Here is a 23,489-nt window from a genome sequence, read left to right as displayed (position 1 = left end):
GGGCAAGGCCGAGAGGCCTTGAACCCGGAATCCCGAGATGAGACGCGGGAGCAAGACAAGCTCGAGATTCCGGGTTCGAGGCCTTCGGCCTCGCCCCGGAATGACGGGCGTGGAGGCTCAGGGATTCGGCGAGCTCTCGCCGGCGACTTGCAGCAGTTGCGAGCGGCGGACGCGCTCGCGATGGGCGGTGTAGAGGCCGCTGGAAACGATGAAGGCGGCGCCGACGATGGTCCAGACATCCGGCAGTTCGCCGAACACCAGGAAGCCGAGGATGCTGACCCACAACAGCTGGGTGTAGGAGAACGGCGCCAGCACCGAGGCGTCGGCATAACGGAAGGCGAGCACGACGATCCACTGCCCCATGGTCGAGGCGACGCCGACCAGCACGCCGAAGCCGATGTCCTGCCAGGACGGCGTCACCCAGACGAACGGCACCATCGCCGAGAGCAGGCAGACGCCGGCGATCGACGAATAGGTCATGATGGTGATGGCATGCTCGCGACCACTCATCATCCGCGTCATGATCAGGGTGCAGGCCCAGGCGAACGCCGAGGCGATCGGAAACAGCGCGGCGAGATGGAAGGCGCCGGTGCCCGGGCGCAGGATGATCAGCACGCCGAACAGGCCGACGGCGGTCGCGATCCAGCGGCGCAGGCCGACCTTCTCGCTGAGGAAAACGATCGACAGCGCCGTGACGAACAGCGGCGCGACGAAGCCGGTGGCCGAGGCTTCCGCGATCGGCAGATAGCGCAGGCCGGAGATGAACATGATCGACGAGCCGAGCAGCGCGACGCCGCGCAGCAGATGGAACCCGACCCGCTCGGTGCGCATCGCGAACAGCGGCGAGGCCGGGATCATCGCCGGCACCATGATCAGCGCGAACACCACGAAGCGGATCCAGGTGATCTCGATCGAGGGCAACGTCTTGGAGAGATATTTCGCCGTGACGTCCGAGGTGCCGAGGAACACGGTCGAGAGCAAGATCAGCGCGATGCCGCGGAACGGGCGGTCGGCGCGTGCGGGCGCACGCTTGGGCGAAGCGGCGGGCTTCTGCTGCACGGAGGTCGGCACGTCGTCGAGTCGCGCGGCGGCTGCCGCACTCGGGGGCGGGGTCACGGTCGAACTCGAAAGGTTGAGAGACGGAACGATTCGGTGAGAGGCGACAAAACGCCAATCACGCCGTGGCGACAACCCGTTGAAAGCGGGCAGCATCTATGCGCTGGTCGCGCCGGAGTAGCAAAAATCCGTAATACTCCGTGATGCTGCGCTACAGCATCGGCAATCCCCGCGGCTTGGGCCCGCGCGGAAAGGCGCGGTCGATCGCGGCAATGTCGGCCGCGGTCAGCTCCACGTCGCCGGCGGCGGCATTCTCCTCGGCGTGTTCCGGGCGCGAGGCCTTCGGGATCGCGAGCAGCGAGGACGCGCGGGTGAGGAAGGCGAGCGCGATCTGCCGCGGTGTCACCTGGTGCTGCTCGGCGATGCGCTGCAGCACCTCGCCGCCGGGACTGCGGCGCTCGGGGAAGTCGTCATGGCCGAACGGCGAATAAGCGACCACCGCGACGCCGTGCTGGCCGCACCACGGGATGACCGCGTGCTCGATGGCGCGCTCCTGCAGATGATAGAGCACCTGGTTGCAGGCGATCTTGCCGGGGCCTGCCACGTCGAGCAGCTCGTCGAGATCGTCGACGTCGAAATTGCTGACGCCCCAGGAGGCGATCTTGCCGGTGGATTTCAGCTCCTCGAATGCCGCGACCGTCTCTTCCAGCGGATAAGAGCCCCGCCAATGCAGCAGGTAGCAATCGAGCCGGTCGGTCTTGAGCCGCTTCAGCGAGCGCTCGCAGGCGGTGAGGGTACCCTCGCGCGAGGCGTTGCTCGGCAGCACCTTCGAGACCAGGAACACCTCGTCGCGCCGGCCGGCGATCGCCTCGGCGATGACGAGCTCAGCGTCGCCATACATCTCGGCGGTGTCGATATGCGTCATGCCGCGGTCGAGCCCGCGCTGCAAGGTCGCGATGGCGCGCTTGCGATCGGCGTGGTCGAGATACCAGGTGCCCTGCCCGATCACGGACACGCCAGCACCGCCGGCTCCGAATGTCTTGTGCTTCATGTGGGAGAGCATAGAGGATGGCTGACGTGGCGTCGATTGGCCACTGCCGTCATTGCGAGGAGCGAAGCGACGAAGCAATCCAGGGGTTGCGCACGCCGCTCTGGATTGCTTCGCTACGCTCGCAATGACGAGGGCTGCGCCCTCGCCTGGAGGTCGAATTGGCTAGCTCGCCACCTTCACCGCATCAGCCGCCTGCGCCGGCACCTGCGCGATCAGGCGCTTCATCTCGGGGATGCAGGAGCCGCAATTGGTGCCGGCCTTGAGCTGCGCGCCGATCACCGCCGGCGTGCGGGCGCCCGACGCGATCGCGTCGCAGATCGTGTCCCGGCCGACGCCGAAGCAGGCGCAGACGATCGGGCCGCCGCCCGTGCCATCCGGCGCGCGCCCCGACAGCAGCATGCGGCGCTGCTCGTCGTCGAGGCGGTCGGCGGCGAACATCGTCTTGACGACGTTCCAGTCGCCGGCGTCATGGCCGGGACCGACGAACACCGAGGTCGCAATGCGGTCGCCGTCGAACGACGCGGCGCGATAGACGCCGCCGCCGACATCCATGTAGTCGGCGATGTTGTCGGTGGCGCGCGCCTTGAACCAGCCGGGCCAGCGCATGAGGTCGCCATTGTCGGCGAACAGATAGCCGAAGCCGCCGGGCACGGTCGCGCGCACCCACCACAGGTTCGACGGCAGCGTCAACTCGGTGCGCGACAGGATGAAGCCGCGGAAGACGTACTCGTAAGGTGAAATCGCGGCCGGCGTCGCCTTGGCTTCGGGCTGCCCGGAGAACGGATCGGTGTGGGAGGCGACCAGAGCGCCGACGCGGCCGTGGGATGAGTTGGTCGCATTCCAATGGATCGGCGCGAACAGCATGCCGCGCTGCTGGCGCTCGCTGACCACGACCTTGAGAATGCACTGGCCGTGCTCGGTGGTCACCTTGGCAAAGCCGTCATGCATCAGGCCGTAGCGCAGCGCGTCGTCCGGATGCACCTCGACGAACGGCTCCGGCAGATGCGATCCCAAGCGTGGGCTTAGGCCCGTGCGCGTCATCGTGTGCCACTGATCGCGAATGCGCCCGGTGTTCAGCCGCAACGGACGCGCGGCGTTGGTCTCGCTGCGCAGCGCCGGCACCTCGGGTGCGACGAAGCGCGCCTTGCGGTCGTGGGTGTAGAAGGCGCCGTCGGCGAAGAAGCGTGGCTCGGGCGGCTTGCCGGCCCGCACCGGCCATTGGACCGGGGCCATCGTGTCGTATTCCTCGTCCGACAGGGTCGTGAGACCACCTATGTCGAAGTCGCGGCTGCCGTCGTTCTCGAACGCCGACAGTGCGGCGTGCTCGCGGAAGACGTCGGCGGCGGAGGTGTAGTTGAACGCGGCGGCGTGGCCGAGCCGCTTGCCGACCTCGCTGAGGATCCACCAGTCGGGCTTGGCCTCGCCGGCCGGCGTCATGAACGCCCGCTGGCGCGAGATGCGGCGCTCGGAATTCGTCACCGTGCCCGACTTCTCGCCCCAGGCCTGCGCCGGCAAGAGCACATGCGCGCCGACATCGACGGTGTCGTTGGAGCGGACGTTCTCGGAGATGACGAACAGTTCGAGCTTCTTCAGCGCCGTGCGGACCAGATCGGCTTCCGGCAGCGACACCGCCGGATTGGTGCCGATCACCCATAGCGCCTTGATCTGGCCGCGCGCGATCGCCTCGAACATCTGCACCGCCTTCAAGCCCTCATGGGTCGCGATGTCGGAGGCCTTCCAGAAGCGTCTGACACGATCAATGTCGGGCGGCGTGAAGCTCATGTGCGCGGCGAGCTGGTTGGCGAGACCGCCGACCTCGCGGCCGCCCATCGCATTGGGCTGGCCGGTCAGCGAGAACGGCCCCATGCCCGGCCTGCCGATGCGCGCGGTGGCGAGATGGCAGTTGAGGATCGCGTTGACCTTGTCGGTGCCCTGCGCCGACTGGTTGACGCCCTGCGAATACAGCGTGACGGCCTTGGGCGTGTCCCGGAACAGCTTGAAGAAGGCGGCGACGTCGGCCTCCGCGAGACCCGTGGCGAGCGCGGTCGCGGCAGCACTGCCGGCGAGATTGCGGGCGCGCGCCAGCGTTTCATCGAAGCCGCTCGTGTGACGCGCGATGTAGTCGCGATCGAGCGCGCCGCTGTCGGCGAGATGCACCAGCAGGCCGGAGAACAGCGCGGCGTCGCTGCCGGGCTTCAGGCCAAGGAACAGATCGGCTTCGCTGGACGTGTCGGTGCGGCGCGGATCGATGACGACGAACTTCGCGCCACGATTCTGCTTGTTGGCCAGCATGCGCTGGTAGAGTACTGGGTGGCACCAGGCGGCATTGCTGCCGACGAAGACGAGCAGATCGGCCTGGTCGAGATCCTCATAGGTGCCGGGCACGGTATCGCTGCCGAACGCGCGGCGATGGCCGGCGACCGAAGAGGCCATGCACAGCCGCGAATTGGTGTCGACATTGGCCGAGCCGAGAAAACCCTTCATCAGCTTGTTGGCGACGTAGTAGTCCTCGGTCAGCATCTGGCCCGAGAGATAGAACGCCACCGCGTCCTCGCCGTCGCGGGCGACGATGTGCTTCAGCCGCGTCGCGACGTGGTCGAGCGCATCGCTCCAGGCCACCCGCTCCATGCCGTGCTTGCAGCGGACCATCGGATACAAGAGCCGGTTCTCGAGGCCCAGCGTCTCGCCGAGCGCGGAGCCCTTCGAACACAGCCGGCCGAGATTGGCGGGATGCACGGGATCCCCGGAGATGGCCGCGCCGCCGCTGCCGTCGGGCGTGGCGAGCACGCCGCAGCCGACGCCGCAGTAAGGACAGGCGGTGCGAACCGTACGCAATTTCGGATCAACGCTCGTCATCGTGCGAGGCCCCTCTCTCACGCCGCCTTCGGCCGCGTCCCCACGCGGCCGAACATCATCTCGGTCCGGATCGATACGATCGATTCACGGTTGCGGATCAGATCGCGATACCAGAGCGCATCCTGCGTGTCGCCGATCAGCACGACGCCGGTCAGCCGTCCCTCGGCGATGACCAGCTTCTTGTAGATGCCGCGCCTGGCATCGTTGAGCACGATCGCCTCGCTGCCGTCGGCGCCCATGAAGTCACCGGCGGAAAACACCGCCACACCGGAGACCTTCAGATTGGTCGACACCACACTGCCGCCATAGGCTGCCTTGCGGCCGGCAAGATGCCGGGCCAGCACCCGCGCCTGCTCGTAGGCGGGCTCGACGAGGCCGTAGCAGGTGCCGCGATGCTCGGCGCATTCGCCGAGCGCGAAGATACCGGGCGCCGAGGTCTGCATGGTGTCGTCGACGACGATGCCGCGATTGACGGCAAGCCCCGCCTCTCTGGCGAGCGCCACGTTGGGCTTGATGCCGGCGGCGAAGATCACCGCATCGGCAGCGATGCGCCGGCCATCGGAGAGCTCGACGCCTTCGACCCGGGCCTCGCCATGGATCGCCGCCGTGCTCGCCTGCAGCAGGACCTCGATGCCCTTGCGCTCGACCAGCACTTTCAACAGCGCCGCCGCGGGCGCATCGAGCTGCCGCTCCATCAGCCGGTCCATCAGGTGCAGCAGCGTGACCTGGGCGCCGGCGCGCGCCAGACCGTAGGCGGCTTCCAGCCCCAGCAATCCGCCGCCGACCACGACGACGCGCGCTTTCTTTGCAGCGAGGCTCAGCAGCACATCGGTGTCGCGGCTGTCGCGAAACGTGTGCACGCCCGCCAGATCAGCTCCGGGCACGGGCAGCCGCAGCGGCAGCGAGCCGGTGGCGAGGACCAGACGCGAGAACGCGACGTTCTCGTCGTTATCGATCTGGAGCTCGCGCCGGCCGACATCGATGCCGGTGACACGCGCGCCGTACTTCAACGTCACGCCGCGTTCACGCCACCAGGTGGCCGGTTTGAGCTCGATCTCGTGCGAGGCCGCCTCGCCCGCCAGCACCGAGGACAGCAGCACGCGGTTGTAGGCGAGCCGCGGCTCTTCGCCGATCACGGCGATCGCATAGCGGCCGAGCGCCGTTCGCGACAGCTCCTCGACCAGCTTCGCAGCGGCCATGCCGTTGCCGACGATGACGAGCGGCTCACTCAATGCGCTTACTCCGCGGCCTGCGCCTTGCCATAGGCCTCGGCGATCATGAAGCCCGACAACGTGCCATAGGCGGCGGTCCAGGCGTCGGCGACGTCAGGCGTCCAGGCCGCTCCCAATCCCTTCTCCAGAGTCCACAACAGCGCGGATCCGACGACCGGGTAATGCTCGGGCTTCGCGCCGTAGCCGACATGGCGCTTGGCAAGCGCGCTCGCCGCAGGAAGGATCGCCGGCAGGTTCGACAACCCGTTCACGACCACGGCGAGCGTCGCCATCAGCTTCTTGCGCTGCTCGGTGAGATCCTCGGGAAACATCGCGCGCACCTGCGGCGCGACCTCGAACAGGCGGTTGTAGAAAATCACGGCAGCCTGGTCGGAAATCGGTGCGACCTTGGCAAAACTCTCCTGGACCAATGCGATCTGAGACGGCGTCATGGGAAATCCTTTTGCTGAAACGAGAACCCGTTAGTCGCCGGAGGCGGAGAGCGGTTCGATCCGCTCTCCGACTCGGTCATGCAATGATCAGGCCGCCTCGACGAAGCGGTGCCGCTCGTAGAGGAATTCGAGCACGCGCTGGCGGCACTTGACGTAGGTGGCATTGGTCGCGAGCTCGAGCCGCTTGCGCGGGCGCGGCAACGCGACCTCGAGCACCTCGCCGATATGGGCGCTGGGACCATTGGTCATCATCACGATGCGATCCGACAACAGCACGGCCTCATCGACGTCGTGGGTGATCATCAGGATGGTGTTGCCGAGCTTCTGATGAAGCGCCATCACCGAGTCCTGCAGATGCGCGCGCGTCAGCGCGTCGAGCGCGCCGAACGGCTCGTCGAGCAGCAGCACCTTCGGCTCCATGGCGAGCGCACGCGCAATGCCGACGCGCTGCTTCATGCCGCCGGAGATCTCGTTCGGACGCTTGTCCTTGGCATGGGCCATCTGCACCAGGTTGAGATTGTGCATGGTCCAGGCGTCGCGCTCGGCGCGGGTCTTGGTCTTGGCGAACACCTTGTCCACGCCGAGGCGCACGTTCTCATAGACCGTGAGCCACGGCAGCAGGCTGTGGTTCTGGAACACGACGGCGCGGTCGGGTCCCGGCGAATTCACCTCGCGCTCCTCCAGCAGCACGCCGCCGGTGGTGGCCGTGGTGAGGCCGGCGACGATGTTGAGCATCGTCGACTTGCCGCAGCCGGAATGACCGATGATCGAGACGTACTCGCCCTTCTCGATCGTCAGGTTGATGTCCTTCAGCACCTCGGTGGTCGCGGCGCCGCGGGTGAAAGTCTTGTCGACGTGGTCGAGCTTCAGATAGGCCATGATGCTGTCCCTCTCAGTTCGTCGCGGTGCCGCGGGTGACGATCTTGCCGACGACCGCGATCAGGCGGTCGAGCACGAAGCCGATGATGCCGACATAGAACAGGGCGAGAATGATCTCGCTGATATGCGAGGAATTCCACGCGTCCCAGATGAAGAAGCCGATGCCGACGCCGCCGATCAGCATTTCCGCCGCCACGATCGCGAGCCAGGACAGGCCGATGCCGATGCGCAGGCCGGTGAAGATGTAGGGCGCGGCCGCCGGGATCATGATCTTGGCGAAGAACTCCAGCGGATTGAGCTGCACGACGGCCGCGACATTGCGATAGTCCTGCGGGATGTTGCGGATGCCGACCGCGGTGTTGATAATGATCGGCCACACCGAGGTGATGAAGATGACGAAGATCGCTGACGGCTGGCCGTCGCGGAACGCGGCGAGCGACAGCGGCAGCCAGGCAAGCGGCGGAATCGTGCGCAGCACCTGGAAGATCGGATCGAGCCCGCGCATCGCCCATACCGACTGGCCGATCAGGGTGCCCAGCGCGACGCCGACGACAGCGGCAATCGCATAGCCGATCGCGACGCGGCGGAGGCTGGCCTCGAGATGCCAGAACAGGCCCTTGTCGATGCCGCCATGATCGAAGAACGGATCGAAGATCAGCTCGCGGGTGTCAGAAAACACGCGCGACGGCGGCGGCAGCGCCGAGCCGGCGCGGCGGCACAACAGCTCCCACACGATCAGGAATAGCGCCAGCACGATCAGCGGCGGCACCACGCGCACCGCGGCCTCGCGGGCCATCTTCACATAACGCTCGGCCTTCGGCGGCTGCTTCGGGATCATCGTCACCACCGACGCCGTGGTGGATGCTGATGCAGTCGGGACAACCTTGGGCACGCTGTCATTGGTCAACGCTGGCATGGACATCGGAAGCCTTTCTCCGTGCAATGAGAGGGCCGCGCGCAAGTTCGCGCGCGGCGTGAGGTCCTGATCAGGCGTCGATGCGCTTGATCGACAGCGACTTCAGATAGGCGGCAGGATCTTCCGGATCGAACACCTTGCCGTCGAAGAACGTCTCCTTGCCGCGCGACTTCGAGGTCGGAATCTCGGCGACCGGCACGTTCATCTCCTTGGCGGCCTCGCGCCAGATGTCCTCGCGGTTGACCTTGGCGATTAGCGACTTGGCGTCGAAGCCGGCCTCGTACTTGCCCCAGCGGATGTCCTCGGTGATGAACCAGAGATCGTGGCTCTGGAACGGATAGGAGGCGAAGTCGCGCCAGTACTTCATGATGTGCGGCGAGTTCTCGACCACCTTGCCGGTGCCGTAGTCGAACTTGCCGGCGGTGCGTCCGGCGACGTCGTCGACCGGGCAGTTCATCCACTGCCGCTTGGCCATGATGGTCGCAAGCTCCTGCTTGTTCTCCATCTTGTCGCACCACTGCTGCGCCTCCATCACCGCCATGGTGAGCGCCTTCGCGGCCTTGGGATATTTGTCGACGAAGGTTGAGCGCATCGCGAAGGATTTTTCGGGATGCTTGTTCCAGATCTCACCGGTGGTCACGGCGGTGTAGCCGATGCCCTGGTTGACGAGCTGCGCATTCCATGGCTCGCCGACGCAGAAGCAGTCCATGGTGCCGACCTTCATGTTGGCCACCATCTGCGGCGGCGGCACCACGATCGTCTCGATGTCCTTGTCGGGATCGATGCCGCCGGCGGCGAGCCAGTAGCGGATCCACAGATCATGCGTGCCGCCCGGGAAGGTCATCGCCGCCTTCACGGACTTGCCGGAGGCCTTTTTCTTCTCCAGCGCGGCCTTGAACGGCGCGGTGTCGAGGCCGAGCTTGAGGTCGGCATATTCCTTGGCGACCGAGATGCACTGCGCATCGAGATTGAGCCGCGCCAGGATGTACATCGGCGTCGGCTGATTGTTCTGCGTCACCTTGCCCGACGAGATCAGATACGGCATCGGCGTGAGGATATGCGCGCCGTCGATGCCGTTGCCCTCCGAGCCGAGCACGAGGTTGTCGCGCGTGGTGCCCCACGAGGCCTGCTTCTGCACGTCGACGTCGGGCATGCCGTATTTGGCGAAGATGCCCTTGTCCTTGGCGACGAACAGCGGACCGGCATCGCTCAGCGCAATGAAGCCGAGTTTGGCAGTTGTGACCTCCGGTCCCGCGCCTTGCGCGAACGCGCCGCCGGGCAGGTTCAGCTTGGCAGCGGCGAGCAGCGCAGCCGTGCCGGCGCCGGCCTTGAGAAGCTGACGACGGCTGATGCCGTTGCGGCGAGCAGGATTGGCAGTCTTCGTCATGAGTGCTGTCGTCCTTTGTCTGAAAAGCGCTCGATCGGTTGAAAAGGCCCGTCCTTCAGTCGCCGTTCGACCCGCGCACAGGGGCGCGTTCCGAGGAGAGCCTCGGAGGGGCAGCGTCAGATGTCGGATGGGGTTTGCGCAGACGGCATCGATGGCGTCGGAACTATCTATTCAAGCATTGTGCCAAGCATTGACTTTAGACAAAGCGCTGTTCGATCAATGGGATAGACCAAAGCGCCGGCCACTCCTAAGGCGCCGAGCCGCATCGAAAATTTGCGATTCGCCCACTTCCTGTGCGTTGCACAAGAAGTGGGCGATCGCATTTGGACGCAGCGCGGGCTCCGCCCCACTGAGATTTATGAAGTCCGTTGAGAGCCCAGCAAGGCAAGGCCGGACGTCGTGCTGCAGGCATGGGATCGTCGTCGAGATCACGGCACACGTACAGCGGCCGGCATTGGAACGACTGGCGAATTCGGCTATCACGCCTTCGCCCCTTCCGGTGCGCAGCTCGATGATCCCAGGCGCATCGTGACAACGAGACAAAGACTGCGGAGACGCCGATGCTCGCCCCGACCCCCGCCTCGCCCGACTCCGTCGGCATGTCGAAAGCCGCGCTCGATCGGATCGATGCGCATCTGAAACAGCGCTATGTCGAGGCCGGCCGCTTCCCGGGCACCCAGCTAATGGTCTATCGCCGCGGCAAGATCGTGCATGCGAGCTCGATTGGCTACGCCGATGTCGAGCGCAAGGTGCCGGTCAGCGATCAGACGATCTACCGCATCTACTCCATGACCAAGCCGATCACCTCGGTCGCCTTCATGATGCTGGTGGAAGAAGGCAAGGTCGCGCTGGACGAGCCGGTCGCGAAGTACATTCCGGAATGGAAGAACCTCGGCGTCTTCGTCGCGGGCACGGCGCCGGCCTTCATCAGCCGGCCGCCGACGCGGCCGATGCTGATCGTCGACCTGCTGCGCCACACGTCGGGATTGACCTACGGCTTCCAGCAGCGCTCCAACGTCGATGCCGCCTATCGCGACGCCAAGATCGGCGCGGTCGAGAAGGCCGGCACCTTGCAGTCGATGATCGATGATCTCGCGAAGATTCCGCTGGAGTTCTCGCCCGGCGAGGCCTGGAACTACTCGGTCTCGACCGACGTGGTCGGCTATCTCGTCGGCAAGATCGCCGACAAGCCGTTCGAGCAAGTCCTGAAGGAGCGCATCTTCGATCCGCTGGGCATGGCCGACACCGACTTCCATGTCCCCGCCGCCAAGGCGCACCGTCTGGCCGCATGCTACTCGGCCGATCCCGCGGGCATGATGTCGTTCCATGCGGCCGACCGCAAGGGCGGCCTGACCCTGCAGGACGATCCCGCCACCAGCACCTTCCTGAGCCCGCCCGACTTCATCTCCGGCGGCGGCGGCCTGTGTTCGACGACGGCGGACTATCTCACCTTCTGCCGCGCATTGATCAATGGCGGCGAGCTCGGCGGCGTCAGGCTGCTCGGACCGAAGACCTTGAAGCTGATGACGTCGAACCATCTGCCTGGCGGCGTCGACCTGCCGGCGCTGTCCCGCTCGATGTTCGCCGAGGCCGCCTACAACGGCATCGGCTTTGGTCTCGGCTTCTCGGTGACGATGGATCCGGCCAAGACGCTGATCGCCGGCAGCGCCGGTGAATATGCCTGGGGCGGCGCGGCGTCGACCGCGTTCTGGATCGATCCGGCGGAAGAACTGATCACGATCTTCATGACCCAGGTGCTGCCGTCCAGCGCTTACCCGATCCGCCGCGAGCTGCGCTCGATGGTGTACGCCGCGATCACCGAGAGCAATCTGTAGCAGCCGCCGTTGCAGGAAAGCCTCTGCAGGAACCGAGGGATCGTGACGCATTGAGCTTGGCGCGCGCAGCGCGTGCTCCTATGCTGACAGGGAAGTGAACGGCCGATATCGCAAAGCAATTGCGAATGCGGCCGTTGCAGCCTGATATCCGCTCGCCGCAGACGATCACCTTCCCGCGCCCTCGCATCTTCATTCCGCGGCACGGTGATCGAAAACGCCATCAACGGGGCATCCGTGCCGAAGCTCTCCCTGCCGGTCAGGCTTGCTCTTCTGGTCGCAGGGACCACGCTGCCGCTCATCCTGTTCGCGGGCGGGATCGTGTTTCACAACTACACGCAGGACCGCAACGAGGCGCGGCAGCGCGTGCTCGACACGGTGCGCAGCATCAGGCTGACGCTGGATGCCGAGATGCAGCGCATGACCGGCGGCATTCAGGTCCTCGCCTTGACCGATGCGCTGACATCGGGAGATTTCGAGCGCTTCCGTCCGATCGCGATGGGCTTTCTCCAGCAGTACGGCAAGGACGGCACGATCCTGGTCGCCGACCGCGAGGGTCACCAGCTGTTCTCCTCGGCCACGACGGATACGGCCAATCTGCCGCTCCGGAGCAACCGCGAGATCACGCGGGCCGTCTTCGAAACCCGGCAGCCGCAATATTCGGACCTGTTCTACGGCATCGTGAAAAAGAGCCTGATCGTCACCGTCGAGGTGCCGGTGTTTCGCGATGGTCAGGTCATCTACGACATCTCGTTCAGCCCGCCGGTCGACATGTTCCAGAACATGCTCGAAAAGCAGCTTCCGAGTGCGGACTGGACATTGTCTCTCCTCGATCGTCAGGCCACGGTGTTCGCGCGCGTCCCCAATCCGGCGGCCACGATCGGCAAGAAGGCCTCCCCGACGGTGATCGATCGCATGATGAGCGAGCACGAGACGACGCTGTCGAGCACCTCGCTCGAAGGCGTGCCGCTGCTGTCGAGCTTCACGCATTCGAACCTGACCGGCTGGATCATCGGCGCCGGGATCAGCGAGACCTCGCTGGTCGCGCCGTTGTGGCGCAACCTTGCGATTACGAGCCTGCTCGGCGGCATCATGCTGGCGATCGGCCTGGCCTTCGCGGTGCGCATGGCCACCACGATTGCCCGCGCCGAGACGTTGCACGATTTGCTGATCGAGGAGCTCAACCACCGCGTCAAGAACACGCTGGCGATCCTGCAGGCCATCGCGGTGCAGAGCTTCCGCAGCGCCAGCCGCGCCGAGCGCGAGAAATTCGAGGGAAGGCTCGGCGCGCTGGCCGAGGCGCACAATCTGCTCAGCAAGGAGAAGTGGCAGGGTTCGGAGCTCGAGGACGTGATCGGACGCGTGCTCATGCCCTATCGGCTGAACAATCCAGAGCGCATCCAGATCTCCGGACCCAAGGTCGCGCTGTCGCCACGCCTCGCCGTGGTGCTGTCGATGATCGTGCACGAGATCGCGACCAACGCCGCCAAATATGGCGCGTTGTCCAACGACACCGGCATGGTCGACCTCGCCTGGGAGTTCACCGAGGCCGATCCGGTCAAGAAGCTGCCGGCGCGGCTGCGGCTGGTGTGGCGCGAGACCGGCGGTCCCGTCGTCTCCGCGCCGATCCAGCGCGGCTTCGGCTCGCGCCTGATCGAACGTTCGGCGCGCGACCAACTCGGCGGCGAGGCCACCGTCGACTTCCTGCCGCCCGGCGTCGTCTACACGATCAGCTGCAAGCTGGAAGACTGATGCGCGGCTTGGTTGGTCAACCGAAACGCTGCAGCGCCGGGAAGGTCTCGAGCAGCCAGATGCTGAAGGTCGACACCGCACCGGTGAGGAAGCCGATGCCGGTTGCGATCATCAGCACGCCCATCGCGCGCTCGACATTGGCGAGGTGGCCGCGCATGCGCATGAACAGCGCCGAGAACTGCTCGATCATGAAGGCTGCGGCAAGAAAAGGAATGCCGAGGCCCGCGGAATAGACCGCCAGCAGCCCGGCACCCTTGGCGACGGTCGACTCGGCGGCCGCGATCGACAGGATCGCTGCCAGGATCGGACCGATACACGGCGTCCAGCCGAAGGCGAAGGCGAGCCCCATCACGTAGGCGCCCCAGAGACCGACCGGCTTGGGGATCGGCAGCCGCCCCTCGCGCATCAGGAAGGCGATCCGGGTGAGGCCGAGGAAGTGCAGGCCCATCACGATGATCACGATACCGGCGAGGATGGAGAGCTGCTCGGAATAGGCCCGGATCAGGCCGCCGATCAGCGAGGCGCTCGCGCCGAGCATGACGAACACGGTGGAGAAGCCCAGCACGAACAGCGCCGCCGAGATCATCACCGCACGGCGGGAGGCCGACGGCGGCTCCTCGCTCTCGATGTGCTCGATCGTGGCACCCGTGAGATAGACCAGGTAGGGCGGGACCAGAGGCAGCACGCAGGGAGAAAGAAAGCTCACCAGTCCGGCGATGAACGCGGCCGGTATCGATACGTTCTGGATCATGCTGTTCCCGCGATACGCCCCACGAGCGGCGCGATCAGGCCGGGGCACGACGCTTCTTGCCGCCGATACCGGGAATACGCAACAGACGCGCCGATATTACGGAAGGCGCCGGACAGCGCGGGCCCCGGCAGCCGGCCCGGCCACGCCGGCCAATCGACCGCGCCGCGCGCTCCAGGCAAGCCGCAGCCCGCCCGCGAGCCCGGCATCAAAAACTCAAGCCCGAATCGTGCGACCGGAGCGCAGCCCAAATCTGTAAGGAAAGCATATCACGATTGCGCTAAATGCACCTTTGTGCACATAACGAACCGTGCTATTTCACGACGCGCAGGAGCGGCTGACGACGTTGGCCCGGCTGCAGCTTCGAATCACGCAGCTTGTCGGGGTTGTCGGCTTGGACCATCTCATCGCACAGCGACTTCAGATCGTCCTCGCTCAGCCGGTTGAGCTTCATGCGCAGGTCAAGGATGGCCACGGAGACCAGATGCGCCGATTCGCGATTGCCCGTCGCGGCGAGAGCCGCGCGGCACTGCTCCAGGGATGCAAGCACTGCAAGCATTTGTTCGTCTGAATTGGCCACCGGCGTCGTTCCGTTCTAGCGTGCAACGAGATGGAGCCGAGCAAGTCCCGACCACATGGCTTCCAAGTTCGTCGCGTCGTTGTTCCCCTGCGCGTTCTCCGTGCGTCTTGCCGAGACTCGTGTTCCGGCCGCACCATCGCGCCCAGACACATGACCCGTCCACACGCATCCTGCCATGACCCGTCGCAAAGACGAATGAGAAAATCCCGGCATTCGAGGAGTCAGCGCCACAATCCGTTCATCAAGATAGCATGACGAGGGGCCATCTTCGAATACCATTTCATTGCAGTCGGGACAAAAACCGTCGATGCTGGCGCCGACTCGCGCTAAACGTGTCCACGTCGTACAAGACATGACCTTCCGCGCCGTTGCGGGCGGTAACAGCATGCTGCAGAGGACTGAAGACACTCGACCCAATCGATCCTCGATCTCTGAACCAACCCCGGCCACGACTGGCCATGTCCGTACTTTCTCGGAATCACTCTAGCAGGCGGAGACAGCTTGTATGCGCGTTGCGGCGGAACGGGGCGTTCCTCAAAAGGAACGCCAGGACCTGGCCGACCCTGGCGCGCCGCTGGCGCCGGCGAGCGAAAGTGATTCGTCCGTAGTGCCTGACTCTGACAGCAAGTCCGCGACCGACAGCGGCGCCAACCCGAAGGGCGCGACCGAGACCAAGTCGTCGACGCGTAGCGCGATCGGCCGGCCCACACCAAGCAAGGCCGCGATCAGCAAATCCGCGCTCGCCAGTCTCACCGACTGGGATGCCGCGCGCATCTTCCTCGAAGTTGTCAGGGCCGGCAGCTTCCGTTCGGCTGCCGAGCGGCTGACGCTCTCGATCAACGCGGTGCGGCGCCGGATCGACGATTTCGAGCGGCAGATCGGCGCGACGCTGTTCACGCGCGACGTTCACGGCGCTCGCCTCACCGACGAAGGCGCGCTGGTGGTCTCCGCCGTCGAGCGCATGGAGGCAGCCTCCTTCGAACTGCTGCGCGCTGGGGACGGGCTCGCCGGCGCGGCCTCGGGCGAGGTGCGGGTTGCCGTCACCGAGGGGCTCGGCACGTTCTGGCTGGCGCCGCGGCTGGTGGAGTTTCAGCAGAACTTCCCGAACGTCATGGTCGACCTCTATTGCGCGATGCGTTCGGCCGACGTGTCGCGCCATGAAGCCGACGTCGCCATTCACCTGTCGCGGCCGGCGGCGCTCGACGTCAAGCTGGTGCGGCTCGGCCGCATGCATCTGATGTGCTTCGCCAGCGAGAAGTATCTCGAAACCTATGGCACGCCGAAGTCGATCGACCAGCTGGTGAAGCACCGGCTGGTGCTGCAGGTGGCGGACGAGGCCGCGGCCAATGCAGCCTTCGCGACCATCTTCCCCGGCTACGAGCAGCGCGACCTGATCGTCATGACCACCAACGTCTCCAGCGCCAACTACTGGGCGGTCGCCCATGGCGCCGGTATCGGGGTATTCCCAACCTATGCGAGTGCGCTGGGCGGGAAGATTGTCCCGTTGGAGGTCGAGCTGAAATGGTCGTACGACATCTGGCTGTCCTACCACGCCACCACCGGCCGCATCCCTAGGGTGCGCCACATGATCGACTGGCTGGTGGAGGCTTTTAACCCTGGCAAATACCCGTGGTTTAAAGACGAATTCATCCATCCACAGCAACTTAAAACAGTATATATGGGTGAACCCCTGACCCATCTTTTCGGGGGATTTCCGATGGAAGGACGGTAAAATCAGTATGAATAAATCAGCGGCAAAGAAAATGAAGCAGCGCAGTGCCGGCAAGCCGGACATTGAGCTCGGCAAGCGCATTCGCCTCCGGCGTGTGGAGCAGAAGATCTCGCAGGCTGAACTCGGCGAAAAGCTCGGCGTGAGCTTTCAGCAGGTCCAGAAGTACGAGAAGGGCGTGAACCGGGTTGGCGCTGCGCGCCTGCAGCAGATCGCCACCGCGCTCGACGTGCCCGTGACGTTCTTCTACGACGGCGACAGCAAGGCCCGCGAGGTCGAGAGCCTCCTGTTCCTGGATTCGGCCTTCAGCCTGCGGTTGCTGCGCGCCTACAGCAAGATCAAGGACCAGACCGTTCAGCGTCAGCTGGTGTCCCTGATGGAATCGATCGCAGCGAACGAAGAATAGGCAACGCCGTCTGCTCCGTCAGACCGGCTTGCCCGTGATGGGTATGGGCCATCTTCGCTCGAGGGCGCAACTTGGGGGCGCCAGGCGCTCTGCCGGCTCGGGCGAGTTCACTGCATCGGCCTGAAGGCCGACCGATCGACGCGGCCGGTCCTCCCGGCCCCTCTCGTCCGCCCGGCAATGGCTGAGCGGCCCGAGGCTGCGTCACTGTTCTGATCTCGTGATCACTGCCGTCATAGGAAGTGGCGGCATGCCGGCGTCCCGCCTCCGCAGGTCGGGGCCGGAGCCATCCGCCTTCGGCGGGCCGATCCATTACCCGTTTGATCTCGCATTGACGCCGCAGCGCGAAACGGCGAACGATGCAGGCCGCCTGCCCTCCAGTCGACGGACTCTCATGCCGACCAGTCCCGCGCATTCCTCCGCCTTTGCCGACGGCAAGATCCTCATGGGCAAGACCGGCGACGGCGTCGGCACCATCACCTTCAACAATCCCGACAAGCGCAATGCGATGTCGCTGGAGATGTGGGAGGGGCTCGGCGAGGCGCTCGTCGCGCTGCGCGACGACCAGGACATCCGGGTCGTCGTGCTCACCGGCGCCGGCGGCAAGGCGTTCGTCTCCGGTGCCGACATCAGCCAGTTCGAGCAGAGCCGCCACAACGCCGCGGCCTCCGAGGCCTATGCGCAGAAGAGCGCCGCCCAGCGCGCGCTGCTCGCGGCCTATCCGAAGCCGACGATCGCCTGCGTCCGGGGCTTCTGCCTGGGTGGGGGATTGCAGATCGCGATGTACGCCGACATGCGCTTCGCATCGGAGGACAGCCAGTTCGGCATTCCCGCCGCCAGGCTCGGCATCGCCTATGGCTATGAGGGCCTGCGCAATCTGGTGTCGCTGGTCGGCCCGTCCCAGGCGCGGCTGCTACTCTATACGGGGATGCGGATCGATGCGGCGGAGGCGCTGCGGGTCGGGCTGATCGACCGGATGATGGACGCGGACCAGCTGATGCCGGCCACGCTCGACATCGCCCGCACCATCGCCGCCAACGCGCCGCTGGCCGTGCAAGCCGCCAAGATCACCATCGCCGAGGTGCTCAAGGACGAGAGCCGCCGCGACATGGACGCCATCAAGCGCATCGGCGACGCCTGCATGGACTCGGACGACTTTCGCGAGGGCCGCCGCGCCTTCATGGAGAAGCGCAAGCCGCGGTTCAAAGGACGCTAAAGCGCCTCCAGGACGGCCTTGGTGACGTCGATCGTGCCGGCGTGGCCGCCGAACTCGAACGGCTTGAGGCCGGACGCGTAGACCTGATCGACGGCCCGCTCGATCCGCTGCGCCGCCTCGGCCGCGCCCTCGATGCCGTGGGTGTCCGCCAGCCAGTCCAGCATCATCGCCGCCGACAGGATCATCGCCGTCGGGTTGGCCTTGCCCTGCCCCATGATGTCAGGCGCGGTGCCGTGGCAGGGCTGGAAGACGGCGTGGCGGTCGCCGATGTCGGCCGACGGCGCCATGCCCATGCCGCCGACGAGTCCCGCGGCGAGGTCAGACAGGATGTCGCCGAACATGTTCTCGGTGACCAGGACGTCGAAATCCCACGGGCGCTTCACCAGCATCAGCGCACAGGCATCGATGTAGAGCCGCTCCGTCTTCACGTCAGGATGAAGCTCCGCGACCTCGTCGAATATCTTGCGGAAGTAGGCGAAGGCCTTGAACACATTGGCCTTGTCGACGCAGCCCAACGTGCCCGGGCGGCCGCGCGCCTTGCGCCGCTCGGCGAGCTTGAAGGAGAAGTTGAACAGCCGCTCGGATGTCTTGCGGGTGATGACGAGCGTCTCGCGCGCCTCTTCATGTGTCACCACACCCTTGCCCATCGAGGCGAACAGGCCCTCGGTGGATTCGCGGATGACGACGAAGTCGATGCCTTTGGCATCAGCGCCGACGATCGGGCTCGGCACGCCCGGGATCAGCCGCGCCGGCCGCACACCGGCATAGAGATCGAAATGGAAGCGCAGCTCGATCTGCGGCGCGATCTCGGTGTTGTCGGGATAGCGCACCGACGGAAGGCCGCAGGCGCCGAGCAGGATGGCATCGGCCTCCTCGCACAACCGGATCGTCGACTCCGCGATCGAGGCGCCGGTCGCGAGATAGTTGTTGGCCCCGGCCTGAGCCTCGGTGAAGCGGAACGACAGGCCGGCCTTGGCCTCGACCTTGCGCAACACTTCAAGGGCGGGCGACATGACCTCCGGCCCGATGCCGTCACCGGGGAGAACTGCAATGTGGAGGGCGTTGGTGGAGGGCATCAATTGTCCTTACGGGGATTGTCATTCCGGGGCGGTCCTCTCGACAGAATTGACTTCAATTCTGTCGAGAGGGCCGAACCCGGAATCTCGAGATTCCGGATTCGATGCTTCGCATCGCCCCGGAATGACAACGAGAACTACGGCGTCAGCACCGCGCGGCCGACCAGCTGGCCCTTCTGCAGGCCGTGCAGGGCGTCGTTGGCCTTGGCGAGCGGCATCGGGGTCACCGGAATCGGCGGGATGTTCTTGGTGCGGACGAGATCGAGCAGCTCTTTCGTTTCGCGGAGATTGCCGACATAGCTGCCCTGGATCGTCACCGCCTTGATCGGGATGAGCGGCAGCGCCCACGGCGCGCCGCCGCCGAAAAGGCCGACCATGACGAGCTTGCCGCCCTTGGTGAGACAGTCGAAGCCGAGCTGCGCGGTGGCGGCATTGCCGACCAGGTCGATCACGGCGCGGATCGGCTCGCCGGCCGCCTTGTTCAGCTGCTCCAGCGCGTCCGGCGCCTTGCCGTCAACAGCCGCCAGCGCGCCCGCCTCGAGCGCGGCCTCGCGCTTGCGCGCGTCGATGTCGACCACGATCGCGCCCTTGCCGCCCATCGCCTTGAGCAGCGACAGCGCCATCAGGCCGAGGCCGCCGGCGCCGAAGATCACGATCGGCGTGTCGAAATCCTTCTCGACCTTCTTCAGCGCGCTGTAGGTGGTGACGCCCGAACAGGCGTAAGGCGCTGTGGTCACCGGATCGAGGCCCTTGAGGTCGATCAGGTGGCGCGGATGCGGCACGGTCATGTGGTCGGCATAGCCGCCGTCGCAATACACGCCGAGCGAGGCCGGCTTTAGGCACATGTTCTCGTCGCCGGCCAGGCAGGTGGCGCATTTGCCGCAGCCGATCCAGGGATAGACCAGCGCGACGTCACCGACCTTCAGCCCGCCCTTCTCCGCCTCGGTCACATCAGGGCCGAATGCGACAATCTCGCCCGCACTCTCATGGCCCATCGTCCGCGGCAGCGAAACGCCGCGGTCCTTCAAGGACAACGGCTTGCGGCCGTGGCCGAGATCATAGCCGCCTTCCCAGATGTGCAGGTCGCTGTGGCAGACGCCCGCCGCCTTCACCTTGATCAGCACCTGCTTGCCGAACGGCTGCGGCGTCGGCTCGTCGACCTCGGTCAGCGCCGCATTGAAATCGGTGACCTTGAAGCTCTTCATCATTTCACTCCCGTGGTCCGGTTGGCTGGCGGGACCGGACGGCGCATCGACGGGGCGAACGGCGGCTGCGCATTACAGCAGCGCCTTCGGACATCCTCCCGGCACGAGCGCGTCCGGCTGGTCCGGACTGTTGTTGCAACGCCGGGAACATTGGCGGGAAACGCGCGGAGCGGCAAGGCCGCGCGCAATGCGCGCGGTCATGGCTGCCCTGCAGCCTTTTGCCTCGGCCGAGTCAGCGCGGTGCGGCGGCGTCGGCGCCGACCTCGCTGAGAACGTCCGCCGTATGCTCCCCGAGACCCGCCGCCCATGGCGCCGCGCCGACCTTTGCCGCCGACATCCGGAACGGCAAATTGACGACCTTGAAAGTGCCGGCCGCATCCTCGACCTCCGCCAGCGCGCCGCGATGCGCGATCTGCGGATCAGCCAGCGCATCGGCCACGCTGCGATAGGCCGAGCTGGGCACGCCGCCCGCGTTCAACGCCTCCAGGCATTCGGCCACGCTGAGCCGCCGCGACCAGGCCTCGACGCCATCCATCAGCGCACCCCAGTTTGCCCGCCGGTCGGAATATTTCTCGAACCTCGCATCCTGCACCCACTCCGGATGGCCGATGACACCCATCAGGTTCTGGAAGGTCTTCTCGCTGGCGATCGCGATCATGACGTAGCCGTCGCGGCACTCCGCCGGACCGAAGGTCGGCCGTGACGGCGGGGCAACCGGAAATTGCGACCATTGGATTTCGTTGAGCGTCAGGCTCAGCATCGATTCCAGCATCGAGCAGTCGATATGCTGGCCCTGCCCGGTGCGCTCGCGCTGGTAGAGGGCCGAGGCGACGGCGCCGAAGGCATAGGTCCCGGTCACGACGTCGGCGTGATAGATGCCGCAATGATCTGGACGGTTGCGTCCGGGCTGATAGGCGAGATGCGCCATGTCGTAGCCGGAAGCGGCATGGATCACCGGCGCATAGGCCGGCAGTTCCGCCGACGGGCCGGTCTGGCCGTAGCCCGAGATCGAGCAGTAGATCAGCCGCGGGTTCAAAGCGCTCAGGGCGGCATAGGACAGCCCGAGCCGCTGCATCACGCCGGGCCGGAAATTCTCGACCAGGATATCGGCGGTTGCGACCAGCCGACGCACCGCGTCGATATCCCCTGCGCATTTCAGATTGAGCACGACGCTCTTCTTGCCGACGTTGAGCTGGCCGAAGGCGGTGGAGCAGCCGCTGCGCACGGGCGGCCGGGTGCGCATGGTTTCACCTTCGGCTGACTCGATCTTGATCACCTCCGCACCCATATCTGCAAGCATGCGTGCACAGTGCGGGCCCGCGATCGTCGTCGAAAAATCCAGGACGCGTAGTCCTGCAAAACACCCTGTCAAACGGCCCTCATCGTTCCCAACTAGACTCACAGACGTAGCTCCCTCGTGGAGTTCTCTCTTTTCCGCAGATCGGGACGGAACTTCCGACCGGCCTTCGCCGATTCACGAAGCGGTAGCCATCGGCTGCGGTGAGCTCAGAGTCTAGATCGAACCATTCGATGTCGAAAGCGTTTGGCCTTTTGCGGCGCTGCGGCATCGCTCTTTTATTGATGGCAGACTTTGGACCCTTTCTTGCATAGGACGAACATGGGGCTTGATCGAGGACATCTCTTGCGGGTTCTGTTCGTTACGACCGAAATGGACGATTTCGTCCGGGTGGGCGGACTGGCTGCGGTTTCCGCAGCACTTCCCCGGGCACTGCGCTCTCACACCGACGTCAGGATCATGCTGCCCGGCTACCGGGACGTGATCGAGCAACTCACTCACATCGAGATCGTCGGCCACTGCGCGCCGCTGGCAGAGATGCCCGGATGCGCGCTCGGCCGATCATCGACGCGCGACGGCCTGCCGGTCTATGTCCTGCTCTGCGACGAGTTGTACGACCGGCCGGGCAACCCTTACGGCGACGAGAACGGCAACGACTGGGCGGACAACGACATCCGCTTTGGCCGGCTGGCCGCAGCCGCTGCCGAGCTTGCCGCCGGAACCCTGGACACGAGCTGGGCGGCGGACCTGGTGCACGCCAACGACTGGCAGGCTGCGCTGGTGCCGGCCTATCTGGCGTGGCGCGGGGTCGAGGTTCCCTCGATCCTGACGATCCACAACCTTGCCTATCAGGGCCTGTTCCCGCGGGAATCGCTGCGCCGGATCGGCGCGCCGGAGTCTTCGTTCCACATCGACGGTCTCGAGTTCTACGACAAGCTGTCGTTCCTCAAGGGCGGCCTGATCTATGCCTCGCACCTGACGACCGTCAGCTCGACCTACGCCAAGGAGATCACGACCTCCGAGCTCGGCTGCGGCCTGGAGGGCCTGCTGCGCCAGCGCTCCAATGCGCATGAGCTGACCGGCATTCTCAACGGCATCGACGAGAGCTGGGACCCGCGCTACTGCCAGCAGCTTGCGCAGCCCTTCGCCGCCGGGGACTGGAACGGCAAGAAGGCCAACGCCGACTACGTCCGCAAGCAGTTCGGGCTGGCGGTGTCGCGTGGTCCGATGTTCGGCATCGTGGCGCGGCTGGTGCATCAAAAGGGCATCGATCTGGTGCTGGAAGCCGCCGACGAGATCGTCGGCGCCGGCGGCCAGATCGTCGTGACCGGCACCGGCGAGCCGTCGATCGAGCGGGCGCTGATGGACGCGCATCGCCGCCGGCCGGATGCGATCGGGGTCGCGATCGGCTTCAACGATGCCCAGGCGCGGCGCATCTTCGCCGGCAGCGATTTCACCCTGATGCCGTCGCGCTTCGAGCCCTGCGGCCTCAGCCAGATGTATGCGCAGCGCTTCGGCTCATTGCCGATTGGGCATCAGACCGGCGGCCTCGCCGAGACGATCACCGACGGCGAGACCGGCTTCCTGTTCGAGAAGCCGTCGGCGGAATCCTTCCTCGGCGGCGTCAAGCGCGCCTTCTCGGCCTTCAAACGCACCGAACAGCTGAACGCGATGCGGCTGTCGGCGATGGCGCGCTCGTTCAGCTGGGACCTCTCGGCCGCCTGCTACAACGCGCTATATCGGAAGATGCTGGCGTCTTGATTGCAGTAGATGGGGTAACGGGCCGACCACCCGAGCGTCTCGCTCGCTACGGCGCGATTTATAAGCGCGCTCGCGAGACGCT

Annotated in this window: 19 protein-coding genes; 6 read left to right on the top strand and 13 right to left on the bottom strand. The window is 65.7% G+C overall.

Features of this window, described 5'->3' with window-relative positions:
• Positions 1–117 precede the first annotated feature (117 nt).
• The 8 genes from ACQR0Z_RS23620 to ACQR0Z_RS23585 all read right to left on the bottom strand — a co-directional run bounded on the left by ACQR0Z_RS23620 (position 118) and on the right by ACQR0Z_RS23585 (position 9,808).
• Positions 118–1,071, bottom strand: coding sequence for a DMT family transporter (locus tag ACQR0Z_RS23620; RefSeq protein ID WP_434857225.1), 954 nt, complete (start codon positions 1,069–1,071; stop codon positions 118–120).
• A gap of 196 nt (positions 1,072–1,267) precedes the next feature.
• Positions 1,268–2,107: an aldo/keto reductase gene (locus ACQR0Z_RS23615; RefSeq protein ID WP_434920235.1), complete on the bottom strand. Its 840-nt coding sequence runs from the start codon at positions 2,105–2,107 to the stop codon at positions 1,268–1,270.
• A gap of 162 nt (positions 2,108–2,269) precedes the next feature.
• A complete protein-coding gene (locus tag ACQR0Z_RS23610) occupies positions 2,270–4,963 on the bottom strand; it encodes a nitrate reductase (RefSeq protein ID WP_434920234.1) in 2,694 nt (897 codons plus the stop codon).
• A 17-nt stretch (positions 4,964–4,980) separates the two neighbouring features.
• Positions 4,981–6,195 (bottom strand): NAD(P)/FAD-dependent oxidoreductase, encoded by a 1,215-nt coding sequence (locus tag ACQR0Z_RS23605; protein WP_434920233.1) that lies wholly within the window; start codon positions 6,193–6,195, stop codon positions 4,981–4,983.
• Between the two features lie 5 nt (positions 6,196–6,200).
• Positions 6,201–6,626 (bottom strand): globin family protein, encoded by a 426-nt coding sequence (locus ACQR0Z_RS23600; protein ID WP_434920232.1) that lies wholly within the window; start codon positions 6,624–6,626, stop codon positions 6,201–6,203.
• An 87-nt stretch (positions 6,627–6,713) separates the two neighbouring features.
• The gene (locus ACQR0Z_RS23595) at positions 6,714–7,508 is read right to left on the bottom strand and encodes an ABC transporter ATP-binding protein (protein ID WP_434920528.1); all 795 of its coding nucleotides are present in this window, start codon (positions 7,506–7,508) and stop codon (positions 6,714–6,716) included.
• Positions 7,509–7,518: 10 nt separating this feature from the next.
• A complete protein-coding gene (gene ntrB, locus ACQR0Z_RS23590) occupies positions 7,519–8,427 on the bottom strand; it encodes a nitrate ABC transporter permease (RefSeq protein ID WP_434920231.1) in 909 nt (302 codons plus the stop codon).
• A gap of 64 nt (positions 8,428–8,491) precedes the next feature.
• The gene (locus ACQR0Z_RS23585; protein WP_434920230.1) at positions 8,492–9,808 is read right to left on the bottom strand and encodes a CmpA/NrtA family ABC transporter substrate-binding protein; all 1,317 of its coding nucleotides are present in this window, start codon (positions 9,806–9,808) and stop codon (positions 8,492–8,494) included.
• Positions 9,809–10,368: 560 nt separating this feature from the next.
• On the opposite strand from ACQR0Z_RS23585, the gene ACQR0Z_RS23580 reads away from it, so the two are divergent.
• Positions 10,369–11,643, top strand: coding sequence for a serine hydrolase domain-containing protein (locus tag ACQR0Z_RS23580; RefSeq protein WP_434920229.1), 1,275 nt, complete (start codon positions 10,369–10,371; stop codon positions 11,641–11,643).
• 234 nt (positions 11,644–11,877) lie between these two features.
• Positions 11,878–13,392 carry a sensor histidine kinase gene (locus ACQR0Z_RS23575; protein ID WP_434920228.1) on the top strand — a complete coding sequence of 505 codons (1,515 nt, stop codon included), beginning with the start codon at positions 11,878–11,880 and terminating at the stop codon, positions 13,390–13,392.
• Positions 13,393–13,408: 16 nt separating this feature from the next.
• On the opposite strand, the gene ACQR0Z_RS23570 is transcribed toward ACQR0Z_RS23575, so the two are convergent.
• Positions 13,409–14,143: a cytochrome c biogenesis CcdA family protein gene (locus ACQR0Z_RS23570; RefSeq protein ID WP_434920227.1), complete on the bottom strand. Its 735-nt coding sequence runs from the start codon at positions 14,141–14,143 to the stop codon at positions 13,409–13,411.
• Between the two features lie 310 nt (positions 14,144–14,453).
• Positions 14,454–14,699: a hypothetical protein gene (locus ACQR0Z_RS23565; RefSeq protein ID WP_434857227.1), complete on the bottom strand. Its 246-nt coding sequence runs from the start codon at positions 14,697–14,699 to the stop codon at positions 14,454–14,456.
• 526 nt (positions 14,700–15,225) lie between these two features.
• Between ACQR0Z_RS23565 and ACQR0Z_RS23560 the strand changes: the two genes are divergently transcribed.
• The 3 genes from ACQR0Z_RS23560 (at position 15,226) to ACQR0Z_RS23550 (ending at position 18,068) form a co-directional block, all read left to right on the top strand.
• Complete coding sequence (locus tag ACQR0Z_RS23560; RefSeq protein WP_434920226.1) at positions 15,226–16,452, top strand: LysR family transcriptional regulator; 1,227 nt, start codon at positions 15,226–15,228, stop codon at positions 16,450–16,452.
• A gap of 7 nt (positions 16,453–16,459) precedes the next feature.
• Complete coding sequence (locus tag ACQR0Z_RS23555; protein WP_015668220.1) at positions 16,460–16,855, top strand: helix-turn-helix domain-containing protein; 396 nt, start codon at positions 16,460–16,462, stop codon at positions 16,853–16,855.
• A 391-nt stretch (positions 16,856–17,246) separates the two neighbouring features.
• Positions 17,247–18,068, top strand: a complete 822-nt coding sequence (locus ACQR0Z_RS23550; protein ID WP_434920225.1) for an enoyl-CoA hydratase — start codon at positions 17,247–17,249, stop codon at positions 18,066–18,068.
• Here ACQR0Z_RS23550 and ACQR0Z_RS23545 read toward each other — a convergent pair.
• From ACQR0Z_RS23545 to ACQR0Z_RS23535, 3 genes are all read right to left on the bottom strand, one after another.
• Positions 18,065–19,144, bottom strand: coding sequence for an isocitrate/isopropylmalate dehydrogenase family protein (locus ACQR0Z_RS23545; protein WP_434920224.1), 1,080 nt, complete (start codon positions 19,142–19,144; stop codon positions 18,065–18,067). The two genes, ACQR0Z_RS23550 and ACQR0Z_RS23545, sit on opposite strands and share 4 nt — an antisense overlap.
• A gap of 137 nt (positions 19,145–19,281) precedes the next feature.
• Positions 19,282–20,349, bottom strand: a complete 1,068-nt coding sequence (locus ACQR0Z_RS23540; RefSeq protein WP_434920527.1) for an alcohol dehydrogenase — start codon at positions 20,347–20,349, stop codon at positions 19,282–19,284.
• Between the two features lie 232 nt (positions 20,350–20,581).
• The gene (locus ACQR0Z_RS23535; protein WP_434920223.1) at positions 20,582–21,751 is read right to left on the bottom strand and encodes a CaiB/BaiF CoA transferase family protein; all 1,170 of its coding nucleotides are present in this window, start codon (positions 21,749–21,751) and stop codon (positions 20,582–20,584) included.
• A gap of 240 nt (positions 21,752–21,991) precedes the next feature.
• On the opposite strand from ACQR0Z_RS23535, the gene glgA reads away from it, so the two are divergent.
• Positions 21,992–23,407, top strand: coding sequence for a glycogen synthase GlgA (glgA, locus tag ACQR0Z_RS23530; protein WP_434856598.1), 1,416 nt, complete (start codon positions 21,992–21,994; stop codon positions 23,405–23,407).
• Positions 23,408–23,489: the final 82 nt, after the last annotated feature.

The organism is Bradyrhizobium sp. HKCCYLS3077, from assembly GCF_051167555.1.
GTDB lineage: Bacteria > Pseudomonadota > Alphaproteobacteria > Rhizobiales > Xanthobacteraceae > Bradyrhizobium.
Note: the sequence above shows the minus strand (reverse complement) of the source record. Positions and strands in the feature narration are given on the sequence as shown.